Source organism: Sorangium sp. So ce693 (assembly GCF_051521375.1).
Classification (GTDB): domain Bacteria; phylum Myxococcota_A; class Polyangia; order Polyangiales; family Polyangiaceae; genus Sorangium; species Sorangium atrum.
In genome coordinates this window covers 1,797,302-1,822,370 of the sequence record NZ_CP150347.1, presented here as the reverse complement: position 1 = coordinate 1,822,370, position 25,069 = coordinate 1,797,302, and the positions used below count along the sequence as shown (strand labels likewise).

General features: G+C 69.7%; 20 protein-coding genes and 1 riboswitch. Of the genes, 9 read left to right on the top strand and 11 right to left on the bottom strand.

Going from position 1 to position 25,069, the window contains the following annotated elements; genetic code table 11:
• Positions 1-5: 5 nt before the first annotated feature.
• The 5 genes from WMF14_RS06870 to WMF14_RS06850 all read right to left on the bottom strand — a co-directional run bounded on the left by WMF14_RS06870 (position 6) and on the right by WMF14_RS06850 (position 7,771).
• On the bottom strand, positions 6-3,095 hold the full coding sequence (locus WMF14_RS06870; RefSeq protein ID WP_437799408.1) for a TonB-dependent receptor: 3,090 nt from the start codon (positions 3,093-3,095) through the stop codon (positions 6-8).
• 168 nt (positions 3,096-3,263) lie between these two features.
• On the bottom strand, positions 3,264-3,935 hold the full coding sequence (locus WMF14_RS06865; protein ID WP_437799406.1) for a hypothetical protein: 672 nt from the start codon (positions 3,933-3,935) through the stop codon (positions 3,264-3,266).
• A gap of 96 nt (positions 3,936-4,031) precedes the next feature.
• Entirely contained in the window at positions 4,032-4,793 is a 762-nt protein-coding gene (locus WMF14_RS06860; protein WP_437799405.1) for a hypothetical protein, read from the bottom strand.
• 225 nt (positions 4,794-5,018) lie between these two features.
• Positions 5,019-6,776 carry a thiamine pyrophosphate-binding protein gene (locus tag WMF14_RS06855; protein ID WP_437799403.1) on the bottom strand — a complete coding sequence of 586 codons (1,758 nt, stop codon included), beginning with the start codon at positions 6,774-6,776 and terminating at the stop codon, positions 5,019-5,021.
• A 35-nt stretch (positions 6,777-6,811) separates the two neighbouring features.
• On the bottom strand, positions 6,812-7,771 hold the full coding sequence (locus WMF14_RS06850; protein ID WP_437799401.1) for a 3-oxoacyl-ACP synthase III family protein: 960 nt from the start codon (positions 7,769-7,771) through the stop codon (positions 6,812-6,814).
• A 615-nt stretch (positions 7,772-8,386) separates the two neighbouring features.
• Here WMF14_RS06850 and WMF14_RS06845 point away from each other — a divergent pair.
• A complete protein-coding gene (locus WMF14_RS06845; RefSeq protein WP_437799396.1) occupies positions 8,387-8,857 on the top strand; it encodes an ester cyclase in 471 nt (156 codons plus the stop codon).
• A gap of 157 nt (positions 8,858-9,014) precedes the next feature.
• Here the strand turns inward: WMF14_RS06845 and ggt are convergent, their stop codons facing one another.
• The gene (gene ggt, locus WMF14_RS06840) at positions 9,015-10,946 is read right to left on the bottom strand and encodes a gamma-glutamyltransferase (protein WP_437799394.1); all 1,932 of its coding nucleotides are present in this window, start codon (positions 10,944-10,946) and stop codon (positions 9,015-9,017) included.
• Between the two features lie 224 nt (positions 10,947-11,170).
• Positions 11,171-11,285, top strand: a riboswitch (SAM riboswitch).
• A gap of 36 nt (positions 11,286-11,321) precedes the next feature.
• Here ggt and WMF14_RS06835 point away from each other — a divergent pair.
• A complete protein-coding gene (locus WMF14_RS06835) occupies positions 11,322-12,776 on the top strand; it encodes an aminotransferase class V-fold PLP-dependent enzyme (protein ID WP_437799392.1) in 1,455 nt (484 codons plus the stop codon).
• Positions 12,777-12,782: 6 nt separating this feature from the next.
• On the opposite strand, the gene WMF14_RS06830 is transcribed toward WMF14_RS06835, so the two are convergent.
• On the bottom strand, positions 12,783-13,799 hold the full coding sequence (locus WMF14_RS06830) for a lipoyl protein ligase domain-containing protein (protein ID WP_437799390.1): 1,017 nt from the start codon (positions 13,797-13,799) through the stop codon (positions 12,783-12,785).
• Positions 13,800-13,889: 90 nt separating this feature from the next.
• Between WMF14_RS06830 and WMF14_RS06825 the strand changes: the two genes are divergently transcribed.
• On the top strand, positions 13,890-14,843 hold the full coding sequence (locus WMF14_RS06825) for a serine/threonine-protein kinase (RefSeq protein WP_437799388.1): 954 nt from the start codon (positions 13,890-13,892) through the stop codon (positions 14,841-14,843).
• A 285-nt stretch (positions 14,844-15,128) separates the two neighbouring features.
• Positions 15,129-15,602 carry a hypothetical protein gene (locus tag WMF14_RS06820; protein ID WP_437799386.1) on the top strand — a complete coding sequence of 158 codons (474 nt, stop codon included), beginning with the start codon at positions 15,129-15,131 and terminating at the stop codon, positions 15,600-15,602.
• Positions 15,603-15,667: 65 nt separating this feature from the next.
• Here WMF14_RS06820 and WMF14_RS06815 read toward each other — a convergent pair whose 3' ends face one another.
• The gene (locus WMF14_RS06815) at positions 15,668-16,579 is read right to left on the bottom strand and encodes a LysR family transcriptional regulator (protein ID WP_272100875.1); all 912 of its coding nucleotides are present in this window, start codon (positions 16,577-16,579) and stop codon (positions 15,668-15,670) included.
• A 57-nt stretch (positions 16,580-16,636) separates the two neighbouring features.
• Between WMF14_RS06815 and WMF14_RS06810 the strand changes: the two genes are divergently transcribed.
• Entirely contained in the window at positions 16,637-17,644 is a 1,008-nt protein-coding gene (locus tag WMF14_RS06810) for an aldo/keto reductase (protein ID WP_437799384.1), read from the top strand.
• A gap of 29 nt (positions 17,645-17,673) precedes the next feature.
• Here the strand turns inward: WMF14_RS06810 and WMF14_RS06805 are convergent, their stop codons facing one another.
• Both WMF14_RS06805 and WMF14_RS06800 read right to left on the bottom strand, forming a co-directional pair.
• Positions 17,674-18,051 (bottom strand): response regulator, encoded by a 378-nt coding sequence (locus tag WMF14_RS06805; protein WP_437799382.1) that lies wholly within the window; start codon positions 18,049-18,051, stop codon positions 17,674-17,676.
• On the bottom strand, positions 18,035-20,050 hold the full coding sequence (locus tag WMF14_RS06800; RefSeq protein WP_437799381.1) for an ATP-binding protein: 2,016 nt from the start codon (positions 20,048-20,050) through the stop codon (positions 18,035-18,037). The genes WMF14_RS06805 and WMF14_RS06800 overlap by 17 nt, the downstream gene beginning before the upstream one ends.
• Positions 20,051-20,615: 565 nt before the next feature.
• Between WMF14_RS06800 and WMF14_RS06795 the strand changes: the two genes are divergently transcribed.
• The 4 genes from WMF14_RS06795 to WMF14_RS06780 all read left to right on the top strand — a co-directional run bounded on the left by WMF14_RS06795 (position 20,616) and on the right by WMF14_RS06780 (position 23,420).
• Positions 20,616-21,287: a glutathione S-transferase family protein gene (locus tag WMF14_RS06795; protein ID WP_437799379.1), complete on the top strand. Its 672-nt coding sequence runs from the start codon at positions 20,616-20,618 to the stop codon at positions 21,285-21,287.
• Positions 21,288-21,365: 78 nt separating this feature from the next.
• Positions 21,366-22,493, top strand: a complete 1,128-nt coding sequence (locus tag WMF14_RS06790) for a metallophosphoesterase (protein WP_437799377.1) — start codon at positions 21,366-21,368, stop codon at positions 22,491-22,493.
• 307 nt (positions 22,494-22,800) lie between these two features.
• Positions 22,801-22,965, top strand: a complete 165-nt coding sequence (locus WMF14_RS06785; RefSeq protein WP_437799375.1) for a hypothetical protein — start codon at positions 22,801-22,803, stop codon at positions 22,963-22,965.
• A 17-nt stretch (positions 22,966-22,982) separates the two neighbouring features.
• Positions 22,983-23,420 (top strand): cupin domain-containing protein, encoded by a 438-nt coding sequence (locus WMF14_RS06780; protein WP_437799373.1) that lies wholly within the window; start codon positions 22,983-22,985, stop codon positions 23,418-23,420.
• Between the two features lie 185 nt (positions 23,421-23,605).
• Here WMF14_RS06780 and WMF14_RS06775 read toward each other — a convergent pair whose 3' ends face one another.
• Entirely contained in the window at positions 23,606-24,454 is an 849-nt protein-coding gene (locus WMF14_RS06775) for an MBL fold metallo-hydrolase (protein ID WP_437799371.1), read from the bottom strand.
• Positions 24,455-25,069 lie beyond the last annotated feature (615 nt).

Genomic DNA, 25,069 nt, shown 5'->3' with positions numbered 1-25,069 from the left:
TCGCCCTAGAAGGTCACCTTGGCGCCGATCCTGAACGTGCGCGGCGCCTGATACGCAACAGGCTTTCCGAAGTTCGGGTTCTTGTTGATCGGGTTGAACGCCGAGCCATCGACGTTCTTCAGCTGCCCGAGATCGCCCTTCGTCCCGTTCACGATCGGGAGAACGGAGGCCACCGTGTACCGCTGGTCCACGGCAGTCGCCGCCTGGAAATTGAAGATGTTGAACGAATCGACCGTGACGGTCAGCGTGCTCTCCTTGGCGAGCTGCACGCCCACGCCGACGTGGGCATCGACGGAATGCGCCCAGGGGAGGCGCTCGCCGCTCCCGCGCTCGAGGATGTAGACCTGATCGGGGCCATAGAGCGGGTGCGAGCCGAGGTGGCTCGTCGGCCCGCCGGAGGCGGACCGGTACGTCCCGCCCACGCTGACGATCACGCGGTGATGAACCGTGAAGTCCTTGGCGCCGAAGACCTTGAACTGGTGCCTGCGATCCCCGGGGAGCGGCCCCGTACGGTTCGGCAGCAGCGACACCAGATCGAAGTCCGAGTTGACGTTCGGATCGAGCTGCCCGGTCTCGGGGCGGAAGAGCCCGGCCCAGTTGCCGCGCAGGTAGGAAATCGTGTAGCTCGCCTGCGCGAGCCACGCGTCGGCGAAGGCCTTCTCGGCATGGACGGTGACCGCATCGTAGTCGCGCGTCGGCTTCGGGAAATCCTTGGCGACGCCGTAGCCGGGGTTGCCGATGAGGTACGTCCTCGCCTCGTCCCGGCTGATGTCCTCGATGACCTGGTTCTGGTAGCGCTTCGTGTACTGCGCGCCCACGCGCAGCCGGGGATAGATCTCGACCTCGCCGCCGAGCACGATCTCGTCCGTCGATTGCGGCTCGAGGTCCGGATCGATGCCGCCGTCGCCCCCGATGACACGCCACTTCTGGTTGGGGCTGTACGGGGCGGCCGTCGGGATCAGGTTCTCGTTCCGATCGCACGCGTCGCGCTGCTGCGCGCGGTCCCGGGGATCGCACACCGCCGCGGCGTGAAGCGTGAAGACCTGCCGTTCGCCGGGGAACGCGCGGTCGATGATGTTGAGCGGCACGCTCTCGTAGAACCGCGCGTAGTTCACGAACAGCTTGGAGCGGCCGGCCTGCGTGAAATCGTAGATCACGCCGACGCGCGGCGACCACTGGTTGGGGAGGGCTATCGCCAGCTTGTCGTCGCCTCCATACAGCAGCTGCGCGTCGTAACGGACCCCCGCGTTCAGCGTGACCTTGTCGAGGATGCTCCAGCTGTCCTGCACGAAGCCGCCGATCGTGGTCGATTTCGACACCGTCTCGAACTTGTCGAGCGGCACGCCCTCGTCGGGGTTGGCGATGAAGCCGAGCCGGCGGAAGCCGGTGAACGCGGCCCCGTCGGTCGTCTCGGCGAAGACGTTGCGCCCCGAGTGGCCGCGGGACGACGCATAACGCATCAGCTCGAGGTCGGCGCCCGCCTTGACGATGTGGTGGCCGAGCGCGGTGAACAGGCCCGTGAACACGGCCTTGCCCTGGTACCTGTCGAGCGTCGTCTCGCTGAGCGCCCCCGGCCCGCCGCTGAAGTACGTCGCGACGGGGCACCGCTCGGCGGCCTGCGTGCCCGCGGGGTCGCATTCGCGCGTCGCCTCGGACGGCTCGAAATCGTTGATGGAGTGGAACCCGGGATCGCTCCTTTGCCAGTGGACCTGCGCGATGTCGGAGAGCCCCTTCCCGCTCCCGATCCTCGTGCCGTCGGCGGCCCGGATCGCGTTCTCCTCGTGGTGGACGCCGAGCGTGACGTCGAGCAGGTACGTCTTGTTCTGGAACGCCGAGGACCACTTCAGCGCGCCGTCCGTCGCGCTCGACACGTACCTGTGCGCGAGGGCGCCGAAGCTGCCGTTGATGACGTTGTTGCTCGAGCTGTTGTTCAGCTCCACGGTGCCGTCCTTCGGGCTGATGCCGAAGTCGCCGTCTCCCCCCGACGTCGTGGGCGAGCCGTAGACCGACAGCGAGACGGTGTTGTCCGGGTCGATCAGCCATGTGAGCTTGCCGAGGTACTGGACGCTCTGCTGGGTGGCGTAGTAGACCCGCTGAGTGCCGGGGATCGGGTCGGACCTGCCAAAGCGCAGCTCGCGCTCGAGGCGGTAGCTCGCGGCCGAGGGAGAGACCCCGGCGAAGAACCAGAGCCTGTCCTTCAGAATCGGGCCGCCGATCTCGACGCCGACGTCCCGGAGCGACGAAAGCCGGGTGTCGGTCGTGATCGTGCTCGCCTCGCTCTGCACCCCCGTCTGCGACGCCTCGAAGAGGCCCGGCGTGATGCTGAAGAACACAGCGCCGTGAAGCTCGTTCGAGCCCGACTTCGTCACCGCGTCGAGGTAGCCGCCGGTGGCGCGGCCGTACTCCGGCAGGTAGCCGCCGGTGATCACCTTGACCTCCTTGATGAACTCCACGGACAGCGGCGTCCCGATGACGCCGAAGGCCGGGTTGTTCACCGACAGGCCGTCGATCACGTACTGGTTCTCCGGCGACGTCGTCCCGCTGATCGACACGCCGTAACGGTCGGCGCTCGCGCCGGGCGCCACGTCGGCGAGCGCCTCGAAGGAGCGGGTCGCGGCGCCCTTCGCGCCCGTGGGGATGAGCGGGATGCGGCTCGCGAACTCCGAGCCGACGTTCACGCCGGTCGCGCTCGACCCGACATCCACGATAGGCGCGCTGCCGACGACAACGATCTCCTCGGCCTTCAGCGCCTCGGGCAGCAGCTCGCTGTTCACCCGGATGGTGCTGTCGACGCGCAGCTCGATGCCGCCGCGGCTGTACGGCCTGTATGCGTCCTTGTCGAGCCGGAGGGTGTACGTGCCCGGCGGCAGGTTCGGGATCCGGAACTGGCCGGAAGGGTCGGTGACGACCAGCTGCTCTCCCTGGAGCGCTGGGGAGGTCACGGTCACGACGACATCGGCGGCTGGCTGCCTCGTCGACGAATCGAGGACCGTGCCTGTCAGGACGCCGGAGCCGGTGGCGAAGGCCGAGGTCGGGAGGAGCAGGCTGGCGGCCGCAGCCAGCCGCGCGGCCCAGACACCGCGCCTTTCATGCATGAAGTTCACAGATCTCCTATCAGGGTGTGAGGGCCGCCGGCCCGCCGCCGGCCCACCGCCGGTGGCGCGCGCGACGGCCGTCGCGAGGCCGAAAGAGAAGCGCGAGCAGAGGAGCGCACGGGGATGGGGCCGGCCTCGCCATCGGGGTGCGAATAAAAGCGGGCGGCGCTACAGCTTGGAGTACCGGTGCTCCAGGATGGCCTTGAAGTTGGCGATCTCGATCTTGTGGATCGCGTCGAAATGGGGCCAGATATCGCCGACCCAGGCCCGGTCCGTCCGCGCGCGGGGCTTGCTGATGTAATCGGGGAGCTCCCCCGTGGCCCTGTCGTAGTAGGGGTGTTTCACGTTGGTCCAGAGCACGATGGTGCCCGGCTTGCGAATGGTGGGCCTCGCGTCGACGAAGCGGAAGTGGTACCGCATCCACAGCTCGTCGCCCTGGTCCCAGGCGCAAGGGTAATCGACGACGCGGCTGTCCGGGTAGGCCTCGGCGCGAACGTAGATCGACGTGTCCTTCGCGAGGAACTCCTTCCCCTTATAGAGGCCGCCGCCGATGTGGTGGAGGCTCCGCAGGCTGAACGTCCACTCCTCCAGGCTGTAGACGTTCGCCGCGTACTCGTACGCCACCTCGACCGGGACGTGGATGTACTCGCCGAGGTGGCAATACTGGCCGAAGACCTCCTCGTGCGAGTACGTCGGCTTGGTGATCCCCTCCAGGTGCTTCACGCACTCCTCGATGGAGTGATCCTCGGAGACGTACAGGCCGGGGATCTCCCTGCTGGAGACCCCGTTCTTCACGAGCCCGGATCGGCTCCACGGCCCTCTGTCGTCATGTGCGGTCATCGTGCTCTCCTTCAATTCGACATCACAATCACATCACGTCGTACGCTGGCCTGCGCGGTGCCGGCTCGCGTCGCATCTCATCGGCTGGACGCCGCGCTAGAACGGCGACAGCCCCACGGTCACGTCGGCGGTCGGGAACTCGTTGTAGCTGTCGAGCACCGAGAACTCCGCCGTCGAGCCGCCGATCAGGGTCCCGAGCGGGTTCTGCGCGCGGGTCTCGAGGGTGGCGTCCGCGCCACCGAAGAAGAGGTTCGAGATCACCGTCGATTGCTTGACGGGGCCGTACCAGGTGGACACCCACCAGTTGGCCACGAACGGCGCCGGGGGCCCGCTGGGCGTCGCGACCGTCCCATCGACGACCAGGCGAGGGTAGCCAGGGAACGGCACGCTCACGTGGAGATCGCCGACGCCGCCCGAGAACGCGAGATCGTAGTCGAGCGACGGGACGTACTGAACCAGGAAGCCGGCTTGAAGCAGCTTGTACGCGAGCAGCGCGTGGTCGGTGTAATACCAGAGCGTGTAGCTGTTGACGTCCCCGGTCCCGTCGGGCGGAACGACGGCGAGGCCGATCTGGACGACCGAGCCCGGCGTCGGCGTGCCGCCGTTCACCGAGATGCCGTCGGCGTGCGACGTCCTCACGACGATCGGGGTGACGGGACCCCCCTCACCGGCGAGCACGAACTCGTCCGGGACCAGGGCATCGGCCTCGTCGGTCGGGACGAGATCCAGGCCGATCGTCTCGACGACGTTCGTCAAGCTGAGGCTGAACCCCCGGATCTCCTGCTGTGCTTCAGCGGTGATCTCGGGGTCGGCGGCCTCCACGGCGCAACCGGCGGTGAAGACGCTAGCGAGAAGCAAGGAACTCACGGAACCGCGCAGATACATCAAAGCCTCCTCATGTCACCGACTCCAGCGCCGGCAATCAACCAATGATGACTCGACCTCGAACAACAACAATGGACATAATTCAAAATCAACACGCCTCGATTCATCGAAGCCACTGGGCGCAACAAGGCCTTTCGCGACTCTCCAGGAAACGCGAGCTCGCTCGAGTTCTCCGCGCGACGACGCCTCCGCGCGCTGTCATGCCGCGAACGCCGACGTCGGTATCGTCGGCGCGTCCGCTCCGAGGAACGGCGCGAAAGGCGGGATCTCCTCGCGCAAGAGCCGCAGATCGAGCACGCCAGGCACGTCGCGGTGGTTGTCGCGATAGTCGCTCAGGCGCTCGCGCAGCTCCTGCGGCGTGGACGCGGAGCCCACCCAGAGCCGGTCGCCCGGGGCGAGCCCGCCCGCGAGGGCCGCGAAGTCGACCTCCGGATAACGAACGGCCTCGATCCGGGACTCGAAGAGGAGCTGTTGACGCGTGACGCACATCCCGTGCATCGCGTTGTTGAACACGACGAACAGGATGGGCAGGCCGAGATCGACGGCCGTGTGCACCTCCAGGCCGAGCATCAGGAACGATCCGTCGCCGCAGATGACCGTCGTCCGCGTCCCGGGCTCCGACCCGAGCTGCGCGCCGATGGCGCCGGGGATCGAGTAGCCCATTCCCCCCATCCCGAGCGCGATCGTCGATGTCGAGCCCTCCGGGACGGGGAGGTAGTGCATGGCCGCGGCGGCGCAGTTGCCGGCGTCGAGCACGACGTGGCCCTTCGCCGGCAGGAACTCCGCCAGGATGGCCAGCGCCTCGCTCTGCAGGAGCGTATCGGGCCCGGCGGCGCCCGGGTCGTCGCCCGGGATGGCCGGCGCGAGGCGGGGCTCGTAGCAGCGCCGCGTGTACCCTTCGATCGGAGGGAGCGGTGACATCGGGCGCCTCTCCAGGAGATCGAGCAGCGCGCGGAAGGCGCGGCCGACGTCCGCATACAGGGTGATCTCGGGCTGAAGGACGCGGTGGATCGCCTCGGGATCGACGTCGATGACGACGAAGCGCTTGTCCTTAAAGCTCTTCTCGACCGCGGCGCGCGTCATGACGTCGAGCGTCGCGCCCGCGGCGATGACGAGATCCGCCTCGTCGCGCAGGTACGCGTGCGCCGACGGGTGTCCCGCCGCGCCGACCGTCCCCAGGTACAGCGGGTCGTCGTTCGGAAAGTCGGCGCGGGCCGACATCGTGGTCACCACGGGGAGACCGACCGCGCGCGCGAACGCCTCGACCGCGCCGGCGTCGTCGGAGCGGCGCACCCCCTGGCCGATGAGGAGCAACGGGCGGCGCGCGCTGCGGATGGCCTCGAGCAGCGGCATCACCTCGCCGATCCCGACCGGCCGCGATCGGCAGAAGCTCGGCAGATCGGAGGGCCAGTCGACCGGGGGCGGGCTGACCTCCTGATCGAAGAGGTCCCGGGGCACGAGGAGCACGGCCGGGCCCTGCCGGCCCGACGTCGCCGCCACGACCGCTTCGCGCAGCATCGGCCAGAAGTCGTGTGGGCTCCTGATCTTTCCGACGTACTTCGAGATCGAGCGCCAGAGCAGGACGGCATCGACGCAGTTGCCGATGCCCGACGAGTCCTGGAACGCCCCCCGCCCCTCGAGCGACGTCGGGGGCTGGCCGACGATCGCGAGCACGGGGACCGCCTCGGCGTAGGACTCGGCGATCCCGACAGCCAGGTTGAGCATCCCGCCGCCCGACGTCGCGCAGCAGACCGAGAGGCGCCTGTGGACCCTCGCCCTGCAGTCCGCCATGAACGCGGCGCCCATCTCTGTCCTCGCGAGGACGGAGACCAGCTTCCCTTGCCCGTGCCGATGAATGGCGTCGTGCAGGTGCTCGATGTTCGCGCCGCTCACTCCGAAGACGTATTGAACGTCCCAATCCCTCAGCATCTCGACCAACGCGTCGGCCAACTTCATACAGCGTGTACCTTCCGTGCGTGGACCTCGGGCGACTACTGCCAGCGCAGCACCATCGAGCTCACGAAGTCTCCGCCGTTCGAGAATGTCCCGAGCGCGACGATATCGCCGCGTCGAATGCGGCCGCTCTCCAGCGCGTCCGCCAGCGTGACCGGAATCGAACCCTGGAACAGGTTGCCATAACGCGACAGGGTGTCGTGCGTGCGCGGAGGGAGGATCCCTATCCGGGCGCGCCACTCCTTGAGGAACGTTTCGTTCGGCTGGTGGGTGATGAGGATGTTGACGTCGCTCGGCGACAGCCGGGCCTCCGCGAGGCACCGCCCCACCGCGTCGGGCACGAGCTGCAGCGCGTTCGTGCGGATCGCCTCGACCATGTCCCTGGAGAAATTGACGGTGATCGGGCCGCAGCCGCGCTCCCAGTAGTTCTTGAACACCCCGTCGACGACGTCGGGCTCGAAGCGGAACAGGCCGTAGTGCTCGCCGTGGGAGCGCTCGTAGCGGGCGATGATCGACGCCTCGCCAGGCATCACGAGCGTGGCCGAGGCGCCGTCGCCGAGCACGGACGACCGGCGGGACTTCTGGAACTCGGGCAGGCGAGAGATGAAGTTTGTCACCGTCACCACGACGACGCGCTTGTACTGGCCCGACTCGACGAACGCGCGGGCCGTATTGAGCCCCGACAGGTACGAGGAGCAGCTCGTGTCGATGTTGAGGATCGTCGCCTGCCGGGCGCCGACGCGGTGCTGGATCGCAGGGCCGATGCCTGGCCAGAACGTGTCGGAGAAGATGCAGGAGCACACGAGGAGATCGATCGTCTCGGGGAGGATCCCTGTCCTCTCGAGGAGCCGCTCGACGGCGCGCACGCCGAGGTCCTCGGAGAGGTAATCCGGCGAGGCGAACCTCCGCTCGTGAACCCCGCTGAAGAAGGCGTTGTCCGCCAGGGCGTCCTCGGAGCTGCCCTCGGGCGGCTCGTTCACGACCCGGCGCTCTGGCATGAAGCTGACAACATCGATGATCTGAGCCGCCATAATCCAATTTCCCCGGCGCAGGCGGGTCGACGCGGCGCTCGAGGAGCGAGCGTCGAAATGCTGCTACGGCGAGCGACCCAAAGCGGCGCGCGGAGCCAATCACCGCTCCCCGGGATGACCGAGGCCGCCGACACCTTCGCTCGACTCGCGGCCAAGTAAACAAGGAACGTGCCGCACAGCTTGCTGCCCCTCGCCGCGTTCGGCCTCTCGACACGCCGATTTGTCGTCTGGACTTGTCGGGCAGATTTCGGCCCTACTTCACCGACGGCAATGCCGAGCGACCGCAATGGATTCTGCGTGGACGGAATCAGCGTCCGCGATCCATCGCGGGAAGCGATGGCCGCTGCTGCTAAAGCATCAGCGTTACTTATCGACTGCTGCCCCGGCAGCACCCGCGTGCGGCGGGTCTCGCCCTGCCGCTCTCCCGATGGCGGCGCGCTGTGCGCCTCGTTCGGACGAGCGGCGGGGAGGTGCGCCGGCGGGCGCGGTAGCTGCCCGCTGGCGCGCACATTGCCAAGCGGCACGCCCTTGCTATCCGGGGGCGGTCAATCCGCCGTCCCACCCGACAGAGAAGAGGCAACCATGGCGAACATCGATGCCGTCATTCCGACCGCCCCTGCCGCGGCCGCGGCGACCGCGGTCCAGGCGGAGCGCGCGGCTTTGCTGACGTTCTATCGCGCCTTCAGCGAGCGGCGGCCGGAGCTCATCGACGAGGCGGTGACCCAGGACTGGGAGGACATCCCGCTGCCCCCCGGTCAAGGGGTGGGCCCGGAGAGCGTCAAGCCCATCCTGCGCGCGTTCTTCAAGGCCTTTCCCGACGTGAAGCTCGAGGTGCTGGACATCCTCCAGGAGCCAGGCCGGGCTGCGGTCCGGTCTGTCCTCACGGGGACCCATCGAGACACGTTCTTGGGGGTGGCGCCGAGCGGGCGGGAGATCAGCGTCCCCTGCCACGATTTTCATGCGCTGCGGGAGGGCCGGATCGCGCGGACGTGGCACCTCGAGGACTGGTTCACCGCGCTGGCACAGATCGGCGCCTGGCCCCCGGTCCGCTGACAAATTCCCTCACTTTGAGAAAGAAATTGAACAGGGAGGCGGGGAGACGGGGAGATTGGTGGGATTTTTCTCCCCGCCTCCCCGCCTCCCTGTGAATTTTCCCGGACAATTCGAGGGGATTCGTCAAAGCCCGGGCCCCGAGGGGCGCGCGCCGCGCTCACCGCTCCTGCTCGACCATCGCGCTCCCGCCGTGGCGCCGGACCGGCTCGGCGACCGCGGTCACGGTCCCATCGCCGTTGAAGCGCAGAGCCGTGGCCGCGCCGATCTCGCCTCCCATCGTGCCCGCGTCGGAGAGGACGTGGCCCAGGGACGCGAGCCCCTCGGCCTCCGGGGCGCTCAGGAATGCCGTCTCCGCGTCGGTGGCGCCGTTGCCCGAGTTGCGCTGGGAGAGGCGCGGCGCCGCGAGCGCCTTGTCGATGGGGAGGCCCAGATCGATATGACCGACGAGGATCTGGAGCACCGTGGTGATGATGGTGGACCCGCCTGGCGAGCCGAGCGCGAGCTCGGGTTTGCCGTCCTTGAGGACGATCGTGGGGCTCATGCTGCTGCGCGGGCGCTTGCCCGGCTCGACCGCGTTGGGGTGCGGCGAGCTCGGGTCGGGCGGGATGTTGAAGTCCGTGAGCTCGTTGTTCAGCAGGAAGCCGTGCCCCGGGACGACGATGCCATTGCCGCCCTCGTACTCGATGGTGCAGGTGTAGGACACGATGTTCCCGGCCGCGTCGCTGACCGTGATGTGCGTCGTCTCGTTGTCGTGCGCGTCCTTCGGGCCGGCGCCCCCGCGCCTCGCCGCCGGGGCGCCGCCGGGCGCGGGGCTCGGATCGCTCTGGAATGGGTACGGGTCGCCCGGCGCCGCCGCGGCCGAAGGGGCCTCGGCGAGATCGATGAGGGCGCGCCGCGCGTCGGCGTAGTCCTTCGAGAGCAGCCCCTTGACGGGGGCGTCCACGAACTCGGGATCGCCGAGGAATGCGCCTCGATCCGCGAACGCGAGCCGGGAGGCGCCGAGGTAGCGGTGCAGCACCTCGACCGGCGTGAGGGTCGCCGTGTCATACCCCTCGAGCAGGTTCAGCGCCTCCGCGACGGCGATCCCGCCGCTGCTCGGGAGGCCCAGGCCGTAGATGGTGGTGTCGCGGTACGTCGTCGAGACCGCGGGGCGGACGCGGGCCTCGTAGCCCTGGAGGTCCGCGAGCTCGATCACCCCCGCCCGGACGTTGAGCGCGCTCCCGGGCTCGACGGGAGGCGACTTCACCGCGGCGACGATGGCCTCCGCGACCCGCCCTTCGTAGAACGCCTTCTCTCCCCCCTCGGCGATGAGGCGGTAGGTGCCGGCCAGATCCGGGTTCTTGAAGATCGTGCCGACGGGCCACGGCTGGCCGTCGGGCCCCAGGAAGAGCTTTTTGGTGCTCGTGATCGCCTGGAATCGCGCGAGGTTGCGGCCTGTCTGCTCGAAGAAGGTCGCGTCGACGTCGAACCCCGCCTCGGCGACCTGGATGGCCCGCTTCAGCACGTCTCCGAGCCCGAGCGTTCCATGGCGGCGGAGCGCCTCGCTCCAGCCCCGCACCGTGCCGGGCACGCCGACCGACAGGCCGCTCGTGATGAGCTCATTGAAGGCGATCGGCGCGCCGTCTTCATAAAAGGACCTCGCCTCGAGCCGGGACGGCGCCGTCTCGCGGTGATCCAGGGCGATCACCTTCCCCTCGCCGGCCAGGTAGACGAGCATGAAGCCGCCGCCGCCGATACCGCAGGAGAACGGGTCGGTCACGCCGAGCACGCCCGCCGCGGCGACCGCGGCGTCGACGGCGTTCCCCCCTCGCTTCAGGATCTCGATGGCGGCCAGCGTCCCGCGGAGATCGACCGTCGCCGCCGCCCCCCGCCGCCCGGTGGCCGTCGGCGCGATCTCCGGGAGCTGGGCGAACGGGTCGTCCCCGGCGGCGTCCGGCTCCGCGCCTGCGTCGCCCGACGTGGACGACGCGGACGACGCGGACGACGTGGAGCCGCCGTTGCCCACCGGAGCGAGCCTCTCGTCCGGGCTGCAGGAGCTGCAGGAGGCGCAAAGGAGGAAGAGAGCGAGAAGGAGTGTGCGTTTCGTCATGGGTTCTCTCGGGATGCGCTGGAGGACGCAGGGCCCACGGTCACACCCCGCCTCGTGCGGCAGAGTCGGCCGTGAGGGCCCTGTCCAGGAGCCACGATGTGCGGCATCGCATTGCCCCGGAGATTCACAATGCAACCACCGTACCGGCGTTCGCAGCCGAGCGGGCGGGTGCAATGTCGAGTCTGTACTTGCCACAACGAAGCAATCGAGGTAATGGTTCGGCAGGTCATGAGCGCCAGCGCGTAGCCCCGGCTCGCTGGCCGACAACCCTCCGAACCGCGGTGGGGTGTCCCGGGTGACGACCTGGCCGGCCGCATGTGCGGCGGGCAAGCGCGGACTCTGGTCGCCCGGAGTCCCCTGGACTCGCGAGGTGGTATGTCGATCGCTTCCATCGTGGATTCGCGCCCTGACGCGGGCGCGCCGGCGCCGTCCGATTTCGGTGCTTTCCCTTTACCCGTCGTCGGGGCGGACCTCTCCGTGCCGCTCGTCACCGGCGAGCAGGTGGGTTATGTGAACCTCGATTACGCGGCCAGCGCCCCTTGCCTGCGCTCGGTGCTCGACGCGGTCGCGGCGCTCCTTCCCTGGTACAGCAGCGTGCATCGCGGCGCGGGGTTCGCGTCCACCGTGACGACGGAGCTCTATGCCGCCGCCCGCCAGGAGGTGGGCGCCTTCGTGGGAGCGCGCGCCGAGGACACGGTGGTGTTCACGAGGAACACCACCGACGCGCTCAACCTGCTCGCCGCGGCGCTGCCCGAGGACACGACGGTGGTGACGTTCGCCTCGGAGCACCACGCCAACCAGCTGCCGTGGCGGCGCGGTCGGTGCGTCGTCCTCCCGGTGCCCGTGAGCGCGGAGGAGGCGGTCATGCGGGCCGAAGACGCGCTGCGCGACGTGACCTCGCGCCATCGGTTGCTCGCCGTGACGGGGGCGAGCAATGTCACGGGCGAGCAGTGGCCGGTCCCGGAGCTCGCCGCGGTCGCCCATCGCCACCGGGCGCGGCTCGCCGTGGACGCGGCTCAGCTCGCGCCCCACTGCGCGATCGACATCGCCGGGATCGGGGCCGATTACGTCGCGCTGTCCGGTCACAAGCTCTATGCCCCCTTCGGCGGCGGCGTGCTCGTCGGCCGCGGGGACTGGCTCGATGCCGCGCGTCCGTACCTCGCCGGCGGGGGCGCCGTCCGGCGCGTCACGCGCAACGACGTCGAATGGGCGAGCGGCCCGCACCGCCACGAGGCCGGCACGCCCAACGTGGTCGGCGCGGTGTCGCTGGCGGCTGCGTGCCGCGCGCTCTCCGCGGTGGGCATGTCCGCCGTGGCGGCGCATGAGGCGAGCCTGCTCGACCGCCTCACGCGCGGTCTCCACGCCTTGCCGGCGGTCAAGCGACTCGCGATGTGGGGCCCGGCGAGCCCCCGGATCGGCGTCGTGACGTTCAATGTGCGGGGGTTCCATCCCGGCGCGGTCGCCGCGGTCCTGAGCGCCGAGCACGGCATCGGCGTCCGGGACGGCTCGTTCTGCGCGCACCCGCTCATGATGGCGCTCGCCAGGAATCGCGCGCCGGAGGCGAGCGACGACGCGGCGGTACCCCTCGCGGTGCGGGTGAGCTTCGGCGTCGGCACCAGCGCCGCGGACGTCGATCGGTTCCTCCTCGCGCTCGCCGATCTCGTCGCCCAGGGTCCCCGCTGGCGTTATCGCCTCGACGCAGGGCGATACGTCCCCGATCCGGATCCTCGCCCGCGCCCTGCGCTGGCCGGCCTCCTCGCCGGAGGCGCGGCAGGCGCGGCGGACGGGCCCCTGGCGAGCCAGCTCGCGCCCTGCCAGGCGCCCCTCTGAGGCGGATCAACCCCCGGGCGCGCGGCCCACGGCGAGGGCGCGCCGCGCGAGCGCGCGCAGGTCGGCGAGGGTCGCGCCCTCCAGCGGCGAGGCCTCGGCGTCGACGTCCTCGCCGCGCGCCGGCGCATCACCCCGGCCGAGCGCGTCGAGGAGCCAGCGCGCCGTGAGGACGTCGCCGCCGAGCCACGCGCGCGCCGGCGAAACGTGCGGAACCTCGGAGACCACCGCGGCCTCGATCCAGCCGATGGGCACGCGCGCCAGCGCCGCGGCGGAGGCGCCCGGCGGCACCGGGTCGTCGGGCTCGGTCAGGGGCTGGAAGCGCTCGGCAGCGAGCTCGGGCGCCTCGCCGCCGTCGATCAGCGGGAGCGCGGCGCGGAGGGCGACCCCCTCGACGACGGCGCGCGCGATCTCTTCGAGCGAGAGGCGCGCCGGAAGGACGTCGGAGAGCGCGGCCGCGGCCTTGCCCAGCCAGCGGTCGACGACGCGCTCGTCCGGCGCCGCGAGATCCGGGGGGATCGCGAGCGCCGCGTCGAGACCCGCGAAGACCTCGATGAGGACCGCGCCGTCCGGCGTGGCGTCGAGGCCGAGCAGCGCGGCGGGGCGGTGCTGCAGCGAGATCCACTCGCGCCCGAAGTAATGCGCTGGCGCGCCGGCGCGGGAGAAGCCCTTGAGAAAGCCGCGCACGTTGCGGTTGAGGAGCGTCCGGGCCGTGGCGTCGGGCGCGAGCGCGGCGGCGTGCGGCAGCGCGAGGGTCCACACGACGCCGCGCCCGCCGAGGAAAGCGGCGGTGCCCGTCGTGGTGCGCCGCAGGACCTTCGCGCCGCGCGCGGCGCAGGCCGCAAGGTCGACGACGCGCGCCGCGCGCTGGGCCGCGCCCAGCACCACGGCGGGCCCCTCGACGAGGCTGGCGGCGAGCCACGGTGCTCCCTCCGCCGCGCGGGCGCGCGCGAGGAGCGCTGGGCCGAGCGCGAGCGCGTCCTCGAGAGGACGATGAACCGGCGGGAGCGAATGCATGGCGGGCATCGAGTGGGTCTCCTTGGCGTGAAGCTCGGCGCGCGGAGGAGCCCTGCGGGACGAGGCCCTGCGGGGAGCCGCCGGTGGTAACATCGCTCCATGGTGACCGAAGAGGAGCTGGCAGAGCAGCGCGTCGGCACGCGGATCGGCCCCTGGGCGGTGGAGAGCGTCCTCGGGGTCGGCGGCATGGCGAGCGTCTTCTTTTGCCGGCGGGCTGACGGGTGCGTGGCGGCGGTCAAGCTCCTGCACGCCGAGCTCGCCGAGATCGAGGCGGTGCGAAAGCGGTTCTTGCGCGAGGGGCCGATCGGGAGCGCGCTGGCCGCCGTGGCGCCGCTCTGCGAGGGGCTCCCCCAGGTGCTGGAAGCCGCGGCCACGGACGACGGCCTCGTCTACATGGCCATGGAGGTGCTCGAGGGAGAGACCGTGTTCGACCGCATGGCCCGGCACGGGACGCTCCCCGTCGGCCAGGTGATCGCGCTCGCCGAGCGGGTCCTCGACGTGCTGATCGTGGCGCACGAGCACGGCGTCGTTCACCGCGATCTCAAGCCCGAGAACCTCCACATCGGCAACGACGGGCGCGTGCGGGTGCTCGATTTCGGCCTCGCGCGCGTCCTCGACCCGCTGCTCGAGGACGTCGCCGGGATGCCGGAGATGACGAAGACCGCGACGGGCGTGTCGATCGGCACCGACGATTACATGGCGCCGGAGCAGGCCCTGGGCCTCATCGCCGAGATCGACGGCCGGACGGACCTCTTCGGCCTCGGAGCGACGATGTTCCGGCTGCTCGCGGGCCGCACGATCCACGGCAACCTGGAAGACGCGCGCCTGCTCATCGCGGTCGCCACGGAGAGGGCGCCGCCCCTCTCGCTGCACGCCCCCACGGCGCCGCCCGGCCTGTGCGCCGTTGTCGACCGCGCCCTCGCCTTCCTCAAGCAGGAGCGTTATCCCGACGCCAGGACGATGCGCGCCGATCTCGCCGCCGTGCGCGCCGGCCGCGAGCCGCCTTATGCGACGGCCGCGGCGCGGCAGCCGCGCGGGGCGACGGGGGCGTAGGGACCAGGGGCAGGCAGCGCTCCAGGTAGAGCCAGAGGGCGGGACGGCCGGAAGAAAGATCAAGGATCTCCCCGCCTTCGCGGCACCCCTCTCCCGGCCAAGGCCGGTTGCACCGGAAGGGTGAGCGAGCTTGGGCCGGACGTCGAGCCCGCCGCTCGCGTCGACGCGCTGCCGGAGCCTTGCTGCGCGCTTGCCAGCGCCCGCAGGCTCTGCGGAGATCGCCCGCGCGCGGCGACGCCGATGGGTATCGCCGCGTCCCCACGACGAAACAAACAGGAGATCACGATGAAAATCCGCGTGCTCGCGCTCCCCCTCTTCATGTTCACGAGCGCGGCTTCGGCCAGCGCCCCGCCGCCGAACTTCTCGCAGCAGGTCTATCTGTGCAACAGCCATCTGCAAGCGAAGGTCGATATCTCCTTTGGCCAGACCACCAGCACCGCGACCGTGCAGTCCCAGTCCGGGCAGGTCAAGGACAACCCGTTCGTGCCAGGCGTCGAGAGCGGTATGGAGTACGCCGTGTTCGTCGCCTCCTCGGTCAAGCCCAGCTCGACCGCGTCCTGGTCGACGCTGAGCGCGCAGCAATCCGGCCTGGTCGGCACGCCGCAGGCCCCTATCTCCACCGGCAACAGCACGTTCTTGAACTCGTCATCTTGCCAGATCCAGGGCACGGTGATCATCTCGACCGGCTGTCCCAGCGCCAGCGGCATGAACCAGGACTACAAGACCATCGAGCGCACCTGGGTCGGCTGCGGCCTGTGATCGCAGGGCCTTGACTCGATTTCCTACGGTGGAGCCCGCCTCGGCCCGAGTCGTCACACGGCCGGTCATCTCTTGCTCAGCGGCCGCGCGATCTGGACGATCTTCTCCCGCGCGAACTTGCACGCCTCGTCGTCGTCCGTGGCGGCGGGCCAGAGCAGCTCCATGTACCCGGGCTGGACATCGAACGGCAGGGGCTTGGTCCGGAGGTGCGGCCTGACGGCGCGGATGTCGTCGGCGACGATCTCGGGCACGGTCGCCAGCATCGCGGTGCCGTCGATCAGCGCGCCCAGGTTGGAGAAGGTCGCGACGGAGCACCGGATCCTCCGCGTCTTGCCGAGCAGGTCCTCCACGAAGCCGCGCAGGTCCCCGTTGTACGAGACGATGACGTGATCGTGCGCGAAGTACTGGGCCTCCGTCAGCTTGCGCAGGCGCGCGTGGCGCGGGTCGTACAGGCAGGTGAAGCCGGTCCTCAAGAGCCGCTGCCGGCGGACGTTCGAAGGTAGATCGTCGGCGACCGAGATCGCCGCGTCGACGCCGCCCGCGAGCGCCGCGCCCACGGTGCGGAACTGCACGGGCACGGCGACGACGCGCACGCGCGGCGCCTCGCGCTCGAGCACGCGCAAGAGCGGCGGGAGCAGCCACACCTCGGCCGTGTCGGAGAGCCCGAGGCGCAGGGTGCGTTCGCACGTCTTCGGGTCGAAGGTCGGCGGCGCCAGCGCGGCCTCGATCAGGGCGCCGAGGTGCGGCCTCAGCGACGCGCGCAGCCGTTCGCCGCGGCTCGTCAGCGCGAGCCCGCGCCCGCTCCGCACGAAGAGCGGCGCGCCGACCGTCGTGGTCAGGCGCCGGAGCGCGGCGCTCACCGCCGGCTGCGTCAGGTACAGCCGGCTCGCCGCCTCGGTGACGCTGCCTGCCTCCGCGACGACGGCGAAGACGCGGAGCAGGTTCAGGTCGAGGTTCCTTCCATAAATATCAGGCATATCGAGAATACATAGTATTCATTGGAGCAATGAAACGCGAGCGCCTAGGGTGACGGCATGACGACGACGAACACCACCAAGCTCGGCAAAACTGGCCCCTCCGTCTTCCCCCTCGCCCTCGGCTGCATGAGCATGGCCGGGGGCAGCATGTACGGCGAGAGCGATGAGGCGGAGAGCATCGCGACCATCCACGCGGCGCTCGATCGGGGCGTGAGCCTCCTCGACACCGGCGACTTCTACGGCATGGGCAAGAACGAGATGCTCGTCGGCCGGGCGATCAAGGACCGGCGCGACAAGGCCGTGCTCAGCGTGAAGTACGGCGCCCTGCGCGCGCCCGACGGCACCTTCCTCGGCTTCGACACCCGTCCGATGGCGACGAAGAGCTTCCTCGCCCATAGCCTGTCGCGCCTCGGCGTCGACTACATCGACGTCTACCGGCCCTCGCGCCTGGACCCGGCGGTGCCGATCGAAGACACGATCGGCGCCATCGCCGACATGGTGAAGGCGGGCTATGTCCGCCACATCGCCCTCTCCGAGGTGGGCGCGGAGACGATCCGCCGCGCCGCGAAGGTGCACCCGATCGTGGACCTCCAGATCGAGTACGCGGTCGTGAGCCGCAGCCCCGAGGCGACGATCTTCCCCGCGCTCGCCGAGCTCGGCATCGCGGTCACCGCGTACGGCGTGCTCTCGCGCGGCCTGCTGGCCGGGAGCAAGCCGTCCGGCGCGGGCGACATGCGGGCCCACCTGCCGCGCTTCTCGGGCGAGAACGCCCGGAAGAACCAGGCCCTCGTCGACGCCTTCGCTCGCCTCGCCCAGGGGCGCGGCGTCACCCCCGCGCAGCTGGCGATCGCCTGGGTCCGCGCCAAGGGCGCCGCGCAGGGCGTCACGGTGATCCCGACGATGGGCGCGCGCACGCGGAAGCAGCTCGAGGATGCCCTCGCCGGCCTCGAGATCGCGCTGGCGCCCTCGGACCTCGCCGAGATCGAGGCCGCCGTCCCCGCGGACGAGATCGCCGGCGCCCGCTACCCCGCGCCCATGATGGCGATGCTCGACAGCGAGAAGTGACCTCGCGATAGCGGCGGCGGCTCACGAGCTCATCGTGTCTTGGCGACCACGGCGAGGAGGGTGTCGAGATCGATCGGCTTCTTGAGCAGCGCACACACGTCCAGGGTGGCCGCTTTGGCCTCCAGCGAGTCGACGCCCGACAGGATCGCCACCGGGATGTCCGCCAGCGCGGGCTCCCGTCGCTTGAGCGCGAGGAACTCCCAGCCATTGATCTCCGGCATCATGAGGTCGAGCAGGATAATGCTCGGGCGGAGGCCGCGGCGGAGCAGATCGAGCGCCACCGCGCCATTCTCCGCGCACACGACCTCGTAGCCGAATGCCTGCAAGAGCTCCTCCACGACGGCGCGAAATCCGCTGTCGTCGTCGACGATCAGGACACCGTCGTGATGATCATCCTGCGGGCTCATCGGGACCTCCGGCCGGCGGAGACACCTCGGCCGGCAGAGCGTCGCGGCGCCGGCGCAGGGGGAGCTCCACGATGAAGGCAGCCCCCGCGCCGAGCTCGCTCTCGACCCGGATCGAGCCATCATGGGCGTCCACGATCTGGCGGCTGATGTACAGCCCCAGGCCGAGACCGCCGTAGTGCTGCGCCGAGACGCCTCGCTCGAAGCGTTCGAAGATGTACGGCACGCAGCCCGCATCGATCCCGATGCCGCGATCGGCGACGACCAGCCTGGCCACCTCGCCCTCGGCCGCGACGCTGATCTCGATCGGCTTGCCTCTCCCATACTTGATGGCGTTCAGCACCAGGTTCGTCACCACCTGCTCCAGACGGGCCCTGTCCCACATACCCACCACGGGAGCGTCTGCCCGCCAGCTCACTGCACTCCCTGCCTGCTTCAGCTCCACGTCGAAGCTCTCCACGACCTCCTGCGAGAGCGCCCGGAGATCGACGTCTCCCAGCTTCAGATCGAGCTTGTCTGCCTGGATCCGAGCCACGTTGAGCAGATCTTCGATGAGCCTGACGAGCCGCTGGCACTGCCGCTCGGCCATCCTGGCCAGCTTCGTCGCGCCGACGGGGAGCGTCGTCGCCTCGCGCATCAAGCCTTGCACGGCGAGCTTCAGGCCCGCGATGGGGGTATAGAGCTCATGTGAGGCGATCGACAGGAAGTCGTCGCGCATACGAACCGCTGCTTCGGCGGCGGTCCGGGCCCTCTGCTCGTGATCCAGGACCAGGGCGCGCTCCGCCTCGATCTTCTTCCGCTCCGTGATGTCCGTGGAGATGCCGCCCACCGCGTACGGGACGCCGGCGACGTCGCGCAGAGGGAATTTGATGGTGAGATAGGTGTGCACGCCGTCGTCTTCGGGCATCACCTCTTCGTCCTTCAGCGCCGTCCCGGCGAGGAGCGCCCGCCGGTCGAAAGCGCGGAGCGCCTCGGCGTGCTCCCGAGAGAACACGTCACCGTCGCTCTTGCCCACGATGGCCTCCCGAGCGACGCCGAACAGCTCCTCGAAGCGGCGGTTGACGAGGAGGTAGCGCCCCTCGATGTCCTTGACGGCGACGATGGCCGTGGAGCTGTCGATGATGGCGCGCAGGAGCTCCTGGCTCGTGCGCAACGCCTCCTCCGCGCACCTGCGCTCCTCCGCGACCTTCCGCAGCGCCGCCTCCGTCCGCTCGTGCTCGGCGATCTTCTGCCTGAGCTGGGCGTTGGCATGGCGCAGGTCGGCGGTGCGCTCGGCGACCTGCTGCTCCAGCCGCTCTTTCGCCCGGGCCTCTTCTGCCAGGCGAGCATCGAGGGCGAAGATGGATTTCAAGTCCATCTCGATCACGTCGCGACACTGCTCCATGAGCGCCTGGTAGGCCTTGCTGTAATGGTTCGCGCGGTCATCCAGCACGCAGATGGTCCCGAAGATATCCCCCGTGGGCCAGGTGATCGGGAAACCGAGATAGGATATCATCCCGAGCTTGAGGTCCGGGTTCGACGTCCAATTCTCGTCTTTCGAGGCGTCAGGGACCAGCAGCGGCGTTCGGGTCTTCATCACGGTCTCGCAGTAGAGCCCCGTGTCGAGGCGCGCGCGTTCGTTGGGCGCGTAAGGGTTCCCCTTCGACTCGCTGGAGGCGCAGACGACGATCTCGGGCGGCTCGACTCTCATGATCAGAGCGGCCGGGACCCGCAGGATCTCCGCGAGGAGATCGGTCATCTCCTGCCACTTGCGAGCGATGTCCGTCGGAATGTCGATCGCGACCGTGCTCGACTGGGTTCTTCGGCCGCTCCCCGGCGGTGGGCTCCTCGTACCGAGCTCGTCCGTACGTTGCTCCGGCGGGCAGCCCGAGGCGGCCTTATGCGGCCCGAGGCCCGCGCGCTCAGCGCGCTCCGCGGGCGCGGGCTCGCCCGGCCCCCGGCGGCGGGCATGGTCGACAACGAGCGCGCCTGGCTCCGTGTGATCGTCGGGTCCGGTACGCATGCTCCCCCACGATGACGAATCGTGCGAAGGGCCATCGGGTTGTCAAGCAATCCACAATCACGCTCACCGGCGCCCCCCAGCGATCCGGCAGGCAACGTGCGCGCCCCGGACCTGGTGACGTCACGCCGGCCGGCACGTCGCCGCTCGGGCGAGCGCGGCTGCTCCCGGGCGCCGCCCCGCGCCGACGCGATGGCCCGCTCGTGGAGCCGGGCGGCCTCCAGGGCTTCCCCCGCGGAGCCGGGCGATCTCGGCGCGGATCAGGGCGTGCTTGTGAAGGAAGCCGTCGGGCCCGCTCCCCGCCCGCGCGCCAAGCTGCCGCTCGCGCTCCACGAGCCGCGGAGGGACGGGGAGCGCCGGCTGCGGGGAGGGCCCCCGCCTCGTCGCAGCCGCGGAGGGACTGGCCATGTTATACCTCGCCGATGTCCACCAAAGGACGTGTCGCGCAGGTGCTGCTGCTGCCCCGCCACGAGCGAGCCGGGATGGCAGAAGAAGTGCTCTCCAGTCTGAATGCCCGGCGCCGGCACGTCTTCGACGCATAGAGCCAGCTGGCAGGAAAGGACGCTCCATGAAGCTGTACTTCAGCCGAAACTTGAATCCACGGGTCGCCGTTGCCGTGGCGCGCTACCTCGATGCACCCGTGGAATACGTCCACGCGGCTCCTCTCGACCCGTCACAGCAGGAGAAGTTTCGAGCGCTGAATCCGAACCTGCGCGTGCCCATCCTGGTCGAGGGGAACCAGTCGCTCTGGGAAACGGACGCGATCGCGTGCCGTCTTTCGCAGCTCACGGGCTCGGACTTCTGGCGCACCGGCACCGCGCAACCGGAGATGATCCGCTGGTTGAGCTGGGGCACGCACAACTTCGTCTCCGCGTGCGACAAGGTCCACTTCGAGCGCGTGACGAAGCAGCGCTACGGGCTCGGTCCCATCCGCGACGACCTCGTGGCGGAGGGGCTCTCGGGGTTTGCCGGAGCGGCGGCGCTGCTCGAGCAGGTCCTGAGCGGCAGGGACTGGCTCGTCGGGAGCGCGGTTTCGTATGCAGACTTTCGCATGGCGTCGGTGCTTCCGTTCGCGGATCTCGCCGGCCTTCCGCTGGCGGACTACCCCCACGTCGCGGCCTGGCACGCGCGCCTGTGGCAGCTCGACGCCTGGCGCGATCCGTTCGCGGGGCTCGACGCCCCGGAGCTCCCGGAGGTGCCGCTCGCCGATGCCACAGGAGCGAAGCCTCAGTCGGTCTGAAAGCCGGGAGGGCCCTGCTGTCGAAGCCGTCGAGGACATGCTACAATTCGCGAACATGGCCAATGCCACCGGTGGAACATGGTGACGCCCCGGCGCATCTTCGTGATGGGCGACCCGCAGGCGCCGATGGCCAAGGTGATGGCCGTGCTCGCGACGCACGCTTTGCTCGGCGCGGACGGCCGGCTGGCCGACGACGTCGTGCTCGTGTCGATCGGCGATCACTTCGACTATGACCTCGATGATCCGGTGGGCGCGGGCGCGGAGGGGCTCCGCACGCTGCGCTGGCTGGCGAGCCACGATCCTGCGCAGGTGAGGCTCCTGTTCGGCAATCATGACGCTGCGCGGGTCATGGAGCTCGCCGGCCTCGACGACGTGCGGTTCGCTGCGGCGCGCGCGCTCGGGCGCTCGATCAGCGAGACCAGGCGGCGTGAAGGCGCCGAGGCCGCCGCCCGGCGCCAGCGCGACGAGTTCGCGGCGCAGTTTCCCGATGTGGCGACCTCGGGGCTCGCGGCGCGCGACTACGCGTCGTTCAGCGAGTCCCAGCGCGAGCTCGTCATCGAGCTGCTGCTCTGCGGCCGCTTTCATCTCGCGCTCTCAGGCGTGCTGCCCGACGGCCGCGCGGTGCTGCTGACCCACGCGGGCGTGACCACGCGCGAGCTCGCGATGCTGGGCATGCCGGACGAGCGCGATCCGCATCGACTGGCGGCGGCCCTCGAGCGACAGATGCGCGCCGCGGTCGACGCGCGGCGCACGGAATGGGAGCGCGGCGCGCGCACGCCGCTTTCGCTCGAGCCTCTCCACGTCGCAGGCGCCGCAGGCAACGAGGGTGGCGGCCTCCTCTATCATCGACCTGCGCACATCGATCGGCCGGGCGGCGATCCGGCATGGGAGCTCGATCCGGCACGGCCACGGCGCTTCGAGCCGCGTTCACTCCCGCGCGGCCTGCGACAGGTCGCCGGTCACACCGGTCACAGGAAGTGCAAGGCGGAGCTCGGTCACGACTGGCTCACGGCGGCAGCGCACCGGAAGGAGATCGGAGGAATCCGCACGCTGCGCGTCGACGGCGACGTCGTCGTGTACGACCTCGGAATCCTGGACGATCGGCCCGGAGCGACGGACCTCTACCTGATCGACGGGGAGATGCGGTTTGCCGCAGCCACCGATTACGCTTTGCTCCCGCTGGCCGAGCTGATCGTCCCCGCGTGAACCCGATGCGGGTGGTTGCCGCTCGTCATCGACCGATTTTTCCGGCAGGCGGTGCAGGTCGAGCCGGCCTCGTGGCCTGAGCGCGCCGCGGTGATCACGCCGCCTTCTCGAGGTCGGGCGCGGGATCACGGAAGAAGCGGGTAAACGCTCAAATCACCCGAGCATATCGCGCTCGATCCGGGCGGCGCCGTTCCCCTGCTCGTCGACCGCACGCTCGTGCTGCGCGAGAATATCGCGATCTCGGACATCTCGCCGAGACGTTCCCCGACTCCTCGGCGACGGCACGCCGCGTGCTCGCGCTGAGGTGATGCGCTGGGCAGCGTTCCTCAACTCCGACGTGCACAAGGCCTTCAGGCCGATCTTCACGCGGCATCGGTTCCTCGCCGACCCCACGTTCGCCGCGCCCTTCGCCGACACGACACGGACGCACGTGCTCGAGTCCCTGAACCGACTCATCGATGAGTCTCCCTGATCGACCACGAGGATCCCATGCTCCAGAATCTCCGCCTCACCTCCCGCACTTCGAGGTTCGTGAAGAGCGCCGTCATCGTGGCGACCGTCGCGGTGGGCCTGCTCACCCGCCCCGCGGTCGCGGTGCACGAGCCGATCGTCACGCCGCTCCTGACGAAGGAGCTCGCCAACATCCCCGGCAAGGAGGTGCTGATGCTCACCGTCGTCTACCCCCCCGGCGGCGCCGATCCGGTGCACCGTCACGACGCCCACGGCTTCATCTACGTCCTCGAGGGCTCGATCGTGATGGGCGTGAAAGGCGGCAAGGAGGTGACTCTCACCCCTGGCCAGACCTTCTACGAGGGGCCCAACGACATCCACACCGTCGGCCGGAACGCGAGCACCACGAAGCCCGCGAAGTTCCTGGTCGTGCTCGTGAAGAACCGGGGCGTGCCCGCACTGCTGCCGGTCAAATGATGGTTCTCGCGTGGGATACCTGAGGACCTTGTCTCCCGACGAGGTCGACCTCGAGGGCGCGAAGCCGGTGACGATCCGATCGAGCGCGCTCGAGGCGCTCGATCGGATCGTCACCGAGGGAGAGGGGCCATGCGCGTCATCCATGCGCGGGGGTGAGCCCGTCCGTGCGTTCTCGCGGCGTCGCGCTACTTCCTCTTCGCGTCGTCGACGTAGGGGGCGGGCACCCAGCGGTAGGACGCTCCGTCTCTCCGGACGTGGCCCAGCCCGGGAAACGGGGCGTGGGTGTGCGCGACGAGGTAGCCCTTGTCGGCCGCGTCGGCGAGCGCCTTCTTGCGCGTCTCCACGGCCGTCGGCGCGTTCACGTCGAAGGCCACCGCCACCGAGGGATCGTCGAACTGAACGGCCATGATGTGGACGAGGTCGCCCCACAGAACGAGCCTCTGGCCGCCGCTCTCGAGAGCGTACAGCGTGTGGCCGGGCGTGTGGCCGTACGCCGGCTCCGCGCGGAACCCCGGAAAGAACTCGGCCGCTCCGGTGAACGGCTTCACTTGCCCAGCGTCGAGGTACGGCTGCAACGTGGATTGCGCCGCGGCGAAGAACTGGGCTTGCATCCCCGAGGACTTCGCGGCGGCCGCCTTGTCCATCCAGTAGTCGAGTTCCTTCTGGTTCACGTGGACGGTGGCGTTCGGGAAGGCCCGCTTCCCGCCGATCACGAGCCCACCGACGTGATCCGGGTGAGCGTGCGTGAGGAAGACGTCGGTGACGCTCTCGACGCTCACGCCCGCCGCAGAGAGCGACGCGGGGAGCTTCCCGGTCGTGGGGCCCATGAGCTCTGCGCACCCGGTGTCGACGAGGATCGTCCTGCCGTTCCTGTGGATCAGGAAGGTGTTGAAGGACACGTCGATCGGCGACCTCTGGAAGGATTGCGCGAGGAGCTTGTCGACCTCACCCGGCTTGGCGTTGAGGACGAGGTCTTTCGAGATATCCAGGCCGAACGTGCCGTCGGAAAGCACGGTCACATCGATGTCGCCCACGCGCGTGTGATAAAAGCCCGCCTGACGCCTCTCGCCGCCGGACGGAATCGGCGCGCTCGCCGCCGGAGACGGCGCCGGTGCCGGTGCCGCCGGCGTCGCGGCGGGCTGCTCCGGAGCCGCCGGGCTCGCCGGAGCGCTGCTGCGCGGCGGGGCCGGGGCGGCGCACGCGGCAGGGAGGGTCAGAGCGCCTCCGAGCAGCAGGAGTGAGGCCGCGATGGACGCGATTCGCCGCGTGGAAATCATCCGCATGATCGTCTTTCTCTCCGGGCTCTCTTCGGTCGTCGGCGGCGCGCGAGCGCTGCTCGCCGTCCTCCGGCGGGATGGCGGCCCGTGTTCGCCGCCCGTTCGTCGTTGCACCGTACGTCCCGGCAGGTAGACTTTCTATGCCTGAAACATCAAGAAAAATAAACCGATCGTCCAACGTGGATCCGACGGAGGGCGAGCCTCTCCTCGTCGCGCTCCCGCGCTTCATCCACCTGCGCATCGAGGAGTCGAGGCCGCCATCGTCATGACGGTGGCGCTCGAGCCTCCAGCGACCCCACCGTGGCGTTCCTCACCGGACGGTGAATGTTGGCAAGCGCTGTCGCATCTGTGGCGGGAGGCGACGAGCACTGG

Excerpts from the sequence above, each read along its gene's own strand:
- WMF14_RS06870 (WP_437799408.1), bottom strand. The coding sequence starts at position 3,095 with ATGCATGAAAGGCGCGGTGTCTGGGCCGCGCGGCTGGCTGCGGCCGCC.
- WMF14_RS06865 (WP_437799406.1), bottom strand. The coding sequence starts at position 3,935 with ATGACCGCACATGACGACAGAGGGCCGTGGAGCCGATCCGGGCTCGTG.
- WMF14_RS06855 (WP_437799403.1), bottom strand. The coding sequence starts at position 6,776 with ATGAAGTTGGCCGACGCGTTGGTCGAGATGCTGAGGGATTGGGACGTT.
- WMF14_RS06850 (WP_437799401.1), bottom strand. The coding sequence starts at position 7,771 with ATGCCAGAGCGCCGGGTCGTGAACGAGCCGCCCGAGGGCAGCTCCGAG.
- WMF14_RS06845 (WP_437799396.1), top strand. The coding sequence starts at position 8,387 with ATGGCGAACATCGATGCCGTCATTCCGACCGCCCCTGCCGCGGCCGCG.
- ggt (WP_437799394.1), bottom strand. The coding sequence starts at position 10,946 with ATGACGAAACGCACACTCCTTCTCGCTCTCTTCCTCCTTTGCGCCTCC.
- WMF14_RS06835 (WP_437799392.1), top strand. The coding sequence starts at position 11,322 with ATGTCGATCGCTTCCATCGTGGATTCGCGCCCTGACGCGGGCGCGCCG.
- WMF14_RS06830 (WP_437799390.1), bottom strand. The coding sequence starts at position 13,799 with ATGCCCGCCATGCATTCGCTCCCGCCGGTTCATCGTCCTCTCGAGGAC.
- WMF14_RS06825 (WP_437799388.1), top strand. The coding sequence starts at position 13,890 with ATGGTGACCGAAGAGGAGCTGGCAGAGCAGCGCGTCGGCACGCGGATC.
- WMF14_RS06820 (WP_437799386.1), top strand. The coding sequence starts at position 15,129 with ATGAAAATCCGCGTGCTCGCGCTCCCCCTCTTCATGTTCACGAGCGCG.
- WMF14_RS06815 (WP_272100875.1), bottom strand. The coding sequence starts at position 16,579 with ATGCCTGATATTTATGGAAGGAACCTCGACCTGAACCTGCTCCGCGTC.
- WMF14_RS06810 (WP_437799384.1), top strand. The coding sequence starts at position 16,637 with ATGACGACGACGAACACCACCAAGCTCGGCAAAACTGGCCCCTCCGTC.
- WMF14_RS06805 (WP_437799382.1), bottom strand. The coding sequence starts at position 18,051 with ATGAGCCCGCAGGATGATCATCACGACGGTGTCCTGATCGTCGACGAC.
- WMF14_RS06800 (WP_437799381.1), bottom strand. The coding sequence starts at position 20,050 with ATGCGTACCGGACCCGACGATCACACGGAGCCAGGCGCGCTCGTTGTC.
- WMF14_RS06795 (WP_437799379.1), top strand. The coding sequence starts at position 20,616 with ATGAAGCTGTACTTCAGCCGAAACTTGAATCCACGGGTCGCCGTTGCC.
- WMF14_RS06790 (WP_437799377.1), top strand. The coding sequence starts at position 21,366 with ATGGTGACGCCCCGGCGCATCTTCGTGATGGGCGACCCGCAGGCGCCG.
- WMF14_RS06785 (WP_437799375.1), top strand. The coding sequence starts at position 22,801 with ATGCGCTGGGCAGCGTTCCTCAACTCCGACGTGCACAAGGCCTTCAGG.
- WMF14_RS06780 (WP_437799373.1), top strand. The coding sequence starts at position 22,983 with ATGCTCCAGAATCTCCGCCTCACCTCCCGCACTTCGAGGTTCGTGAAG.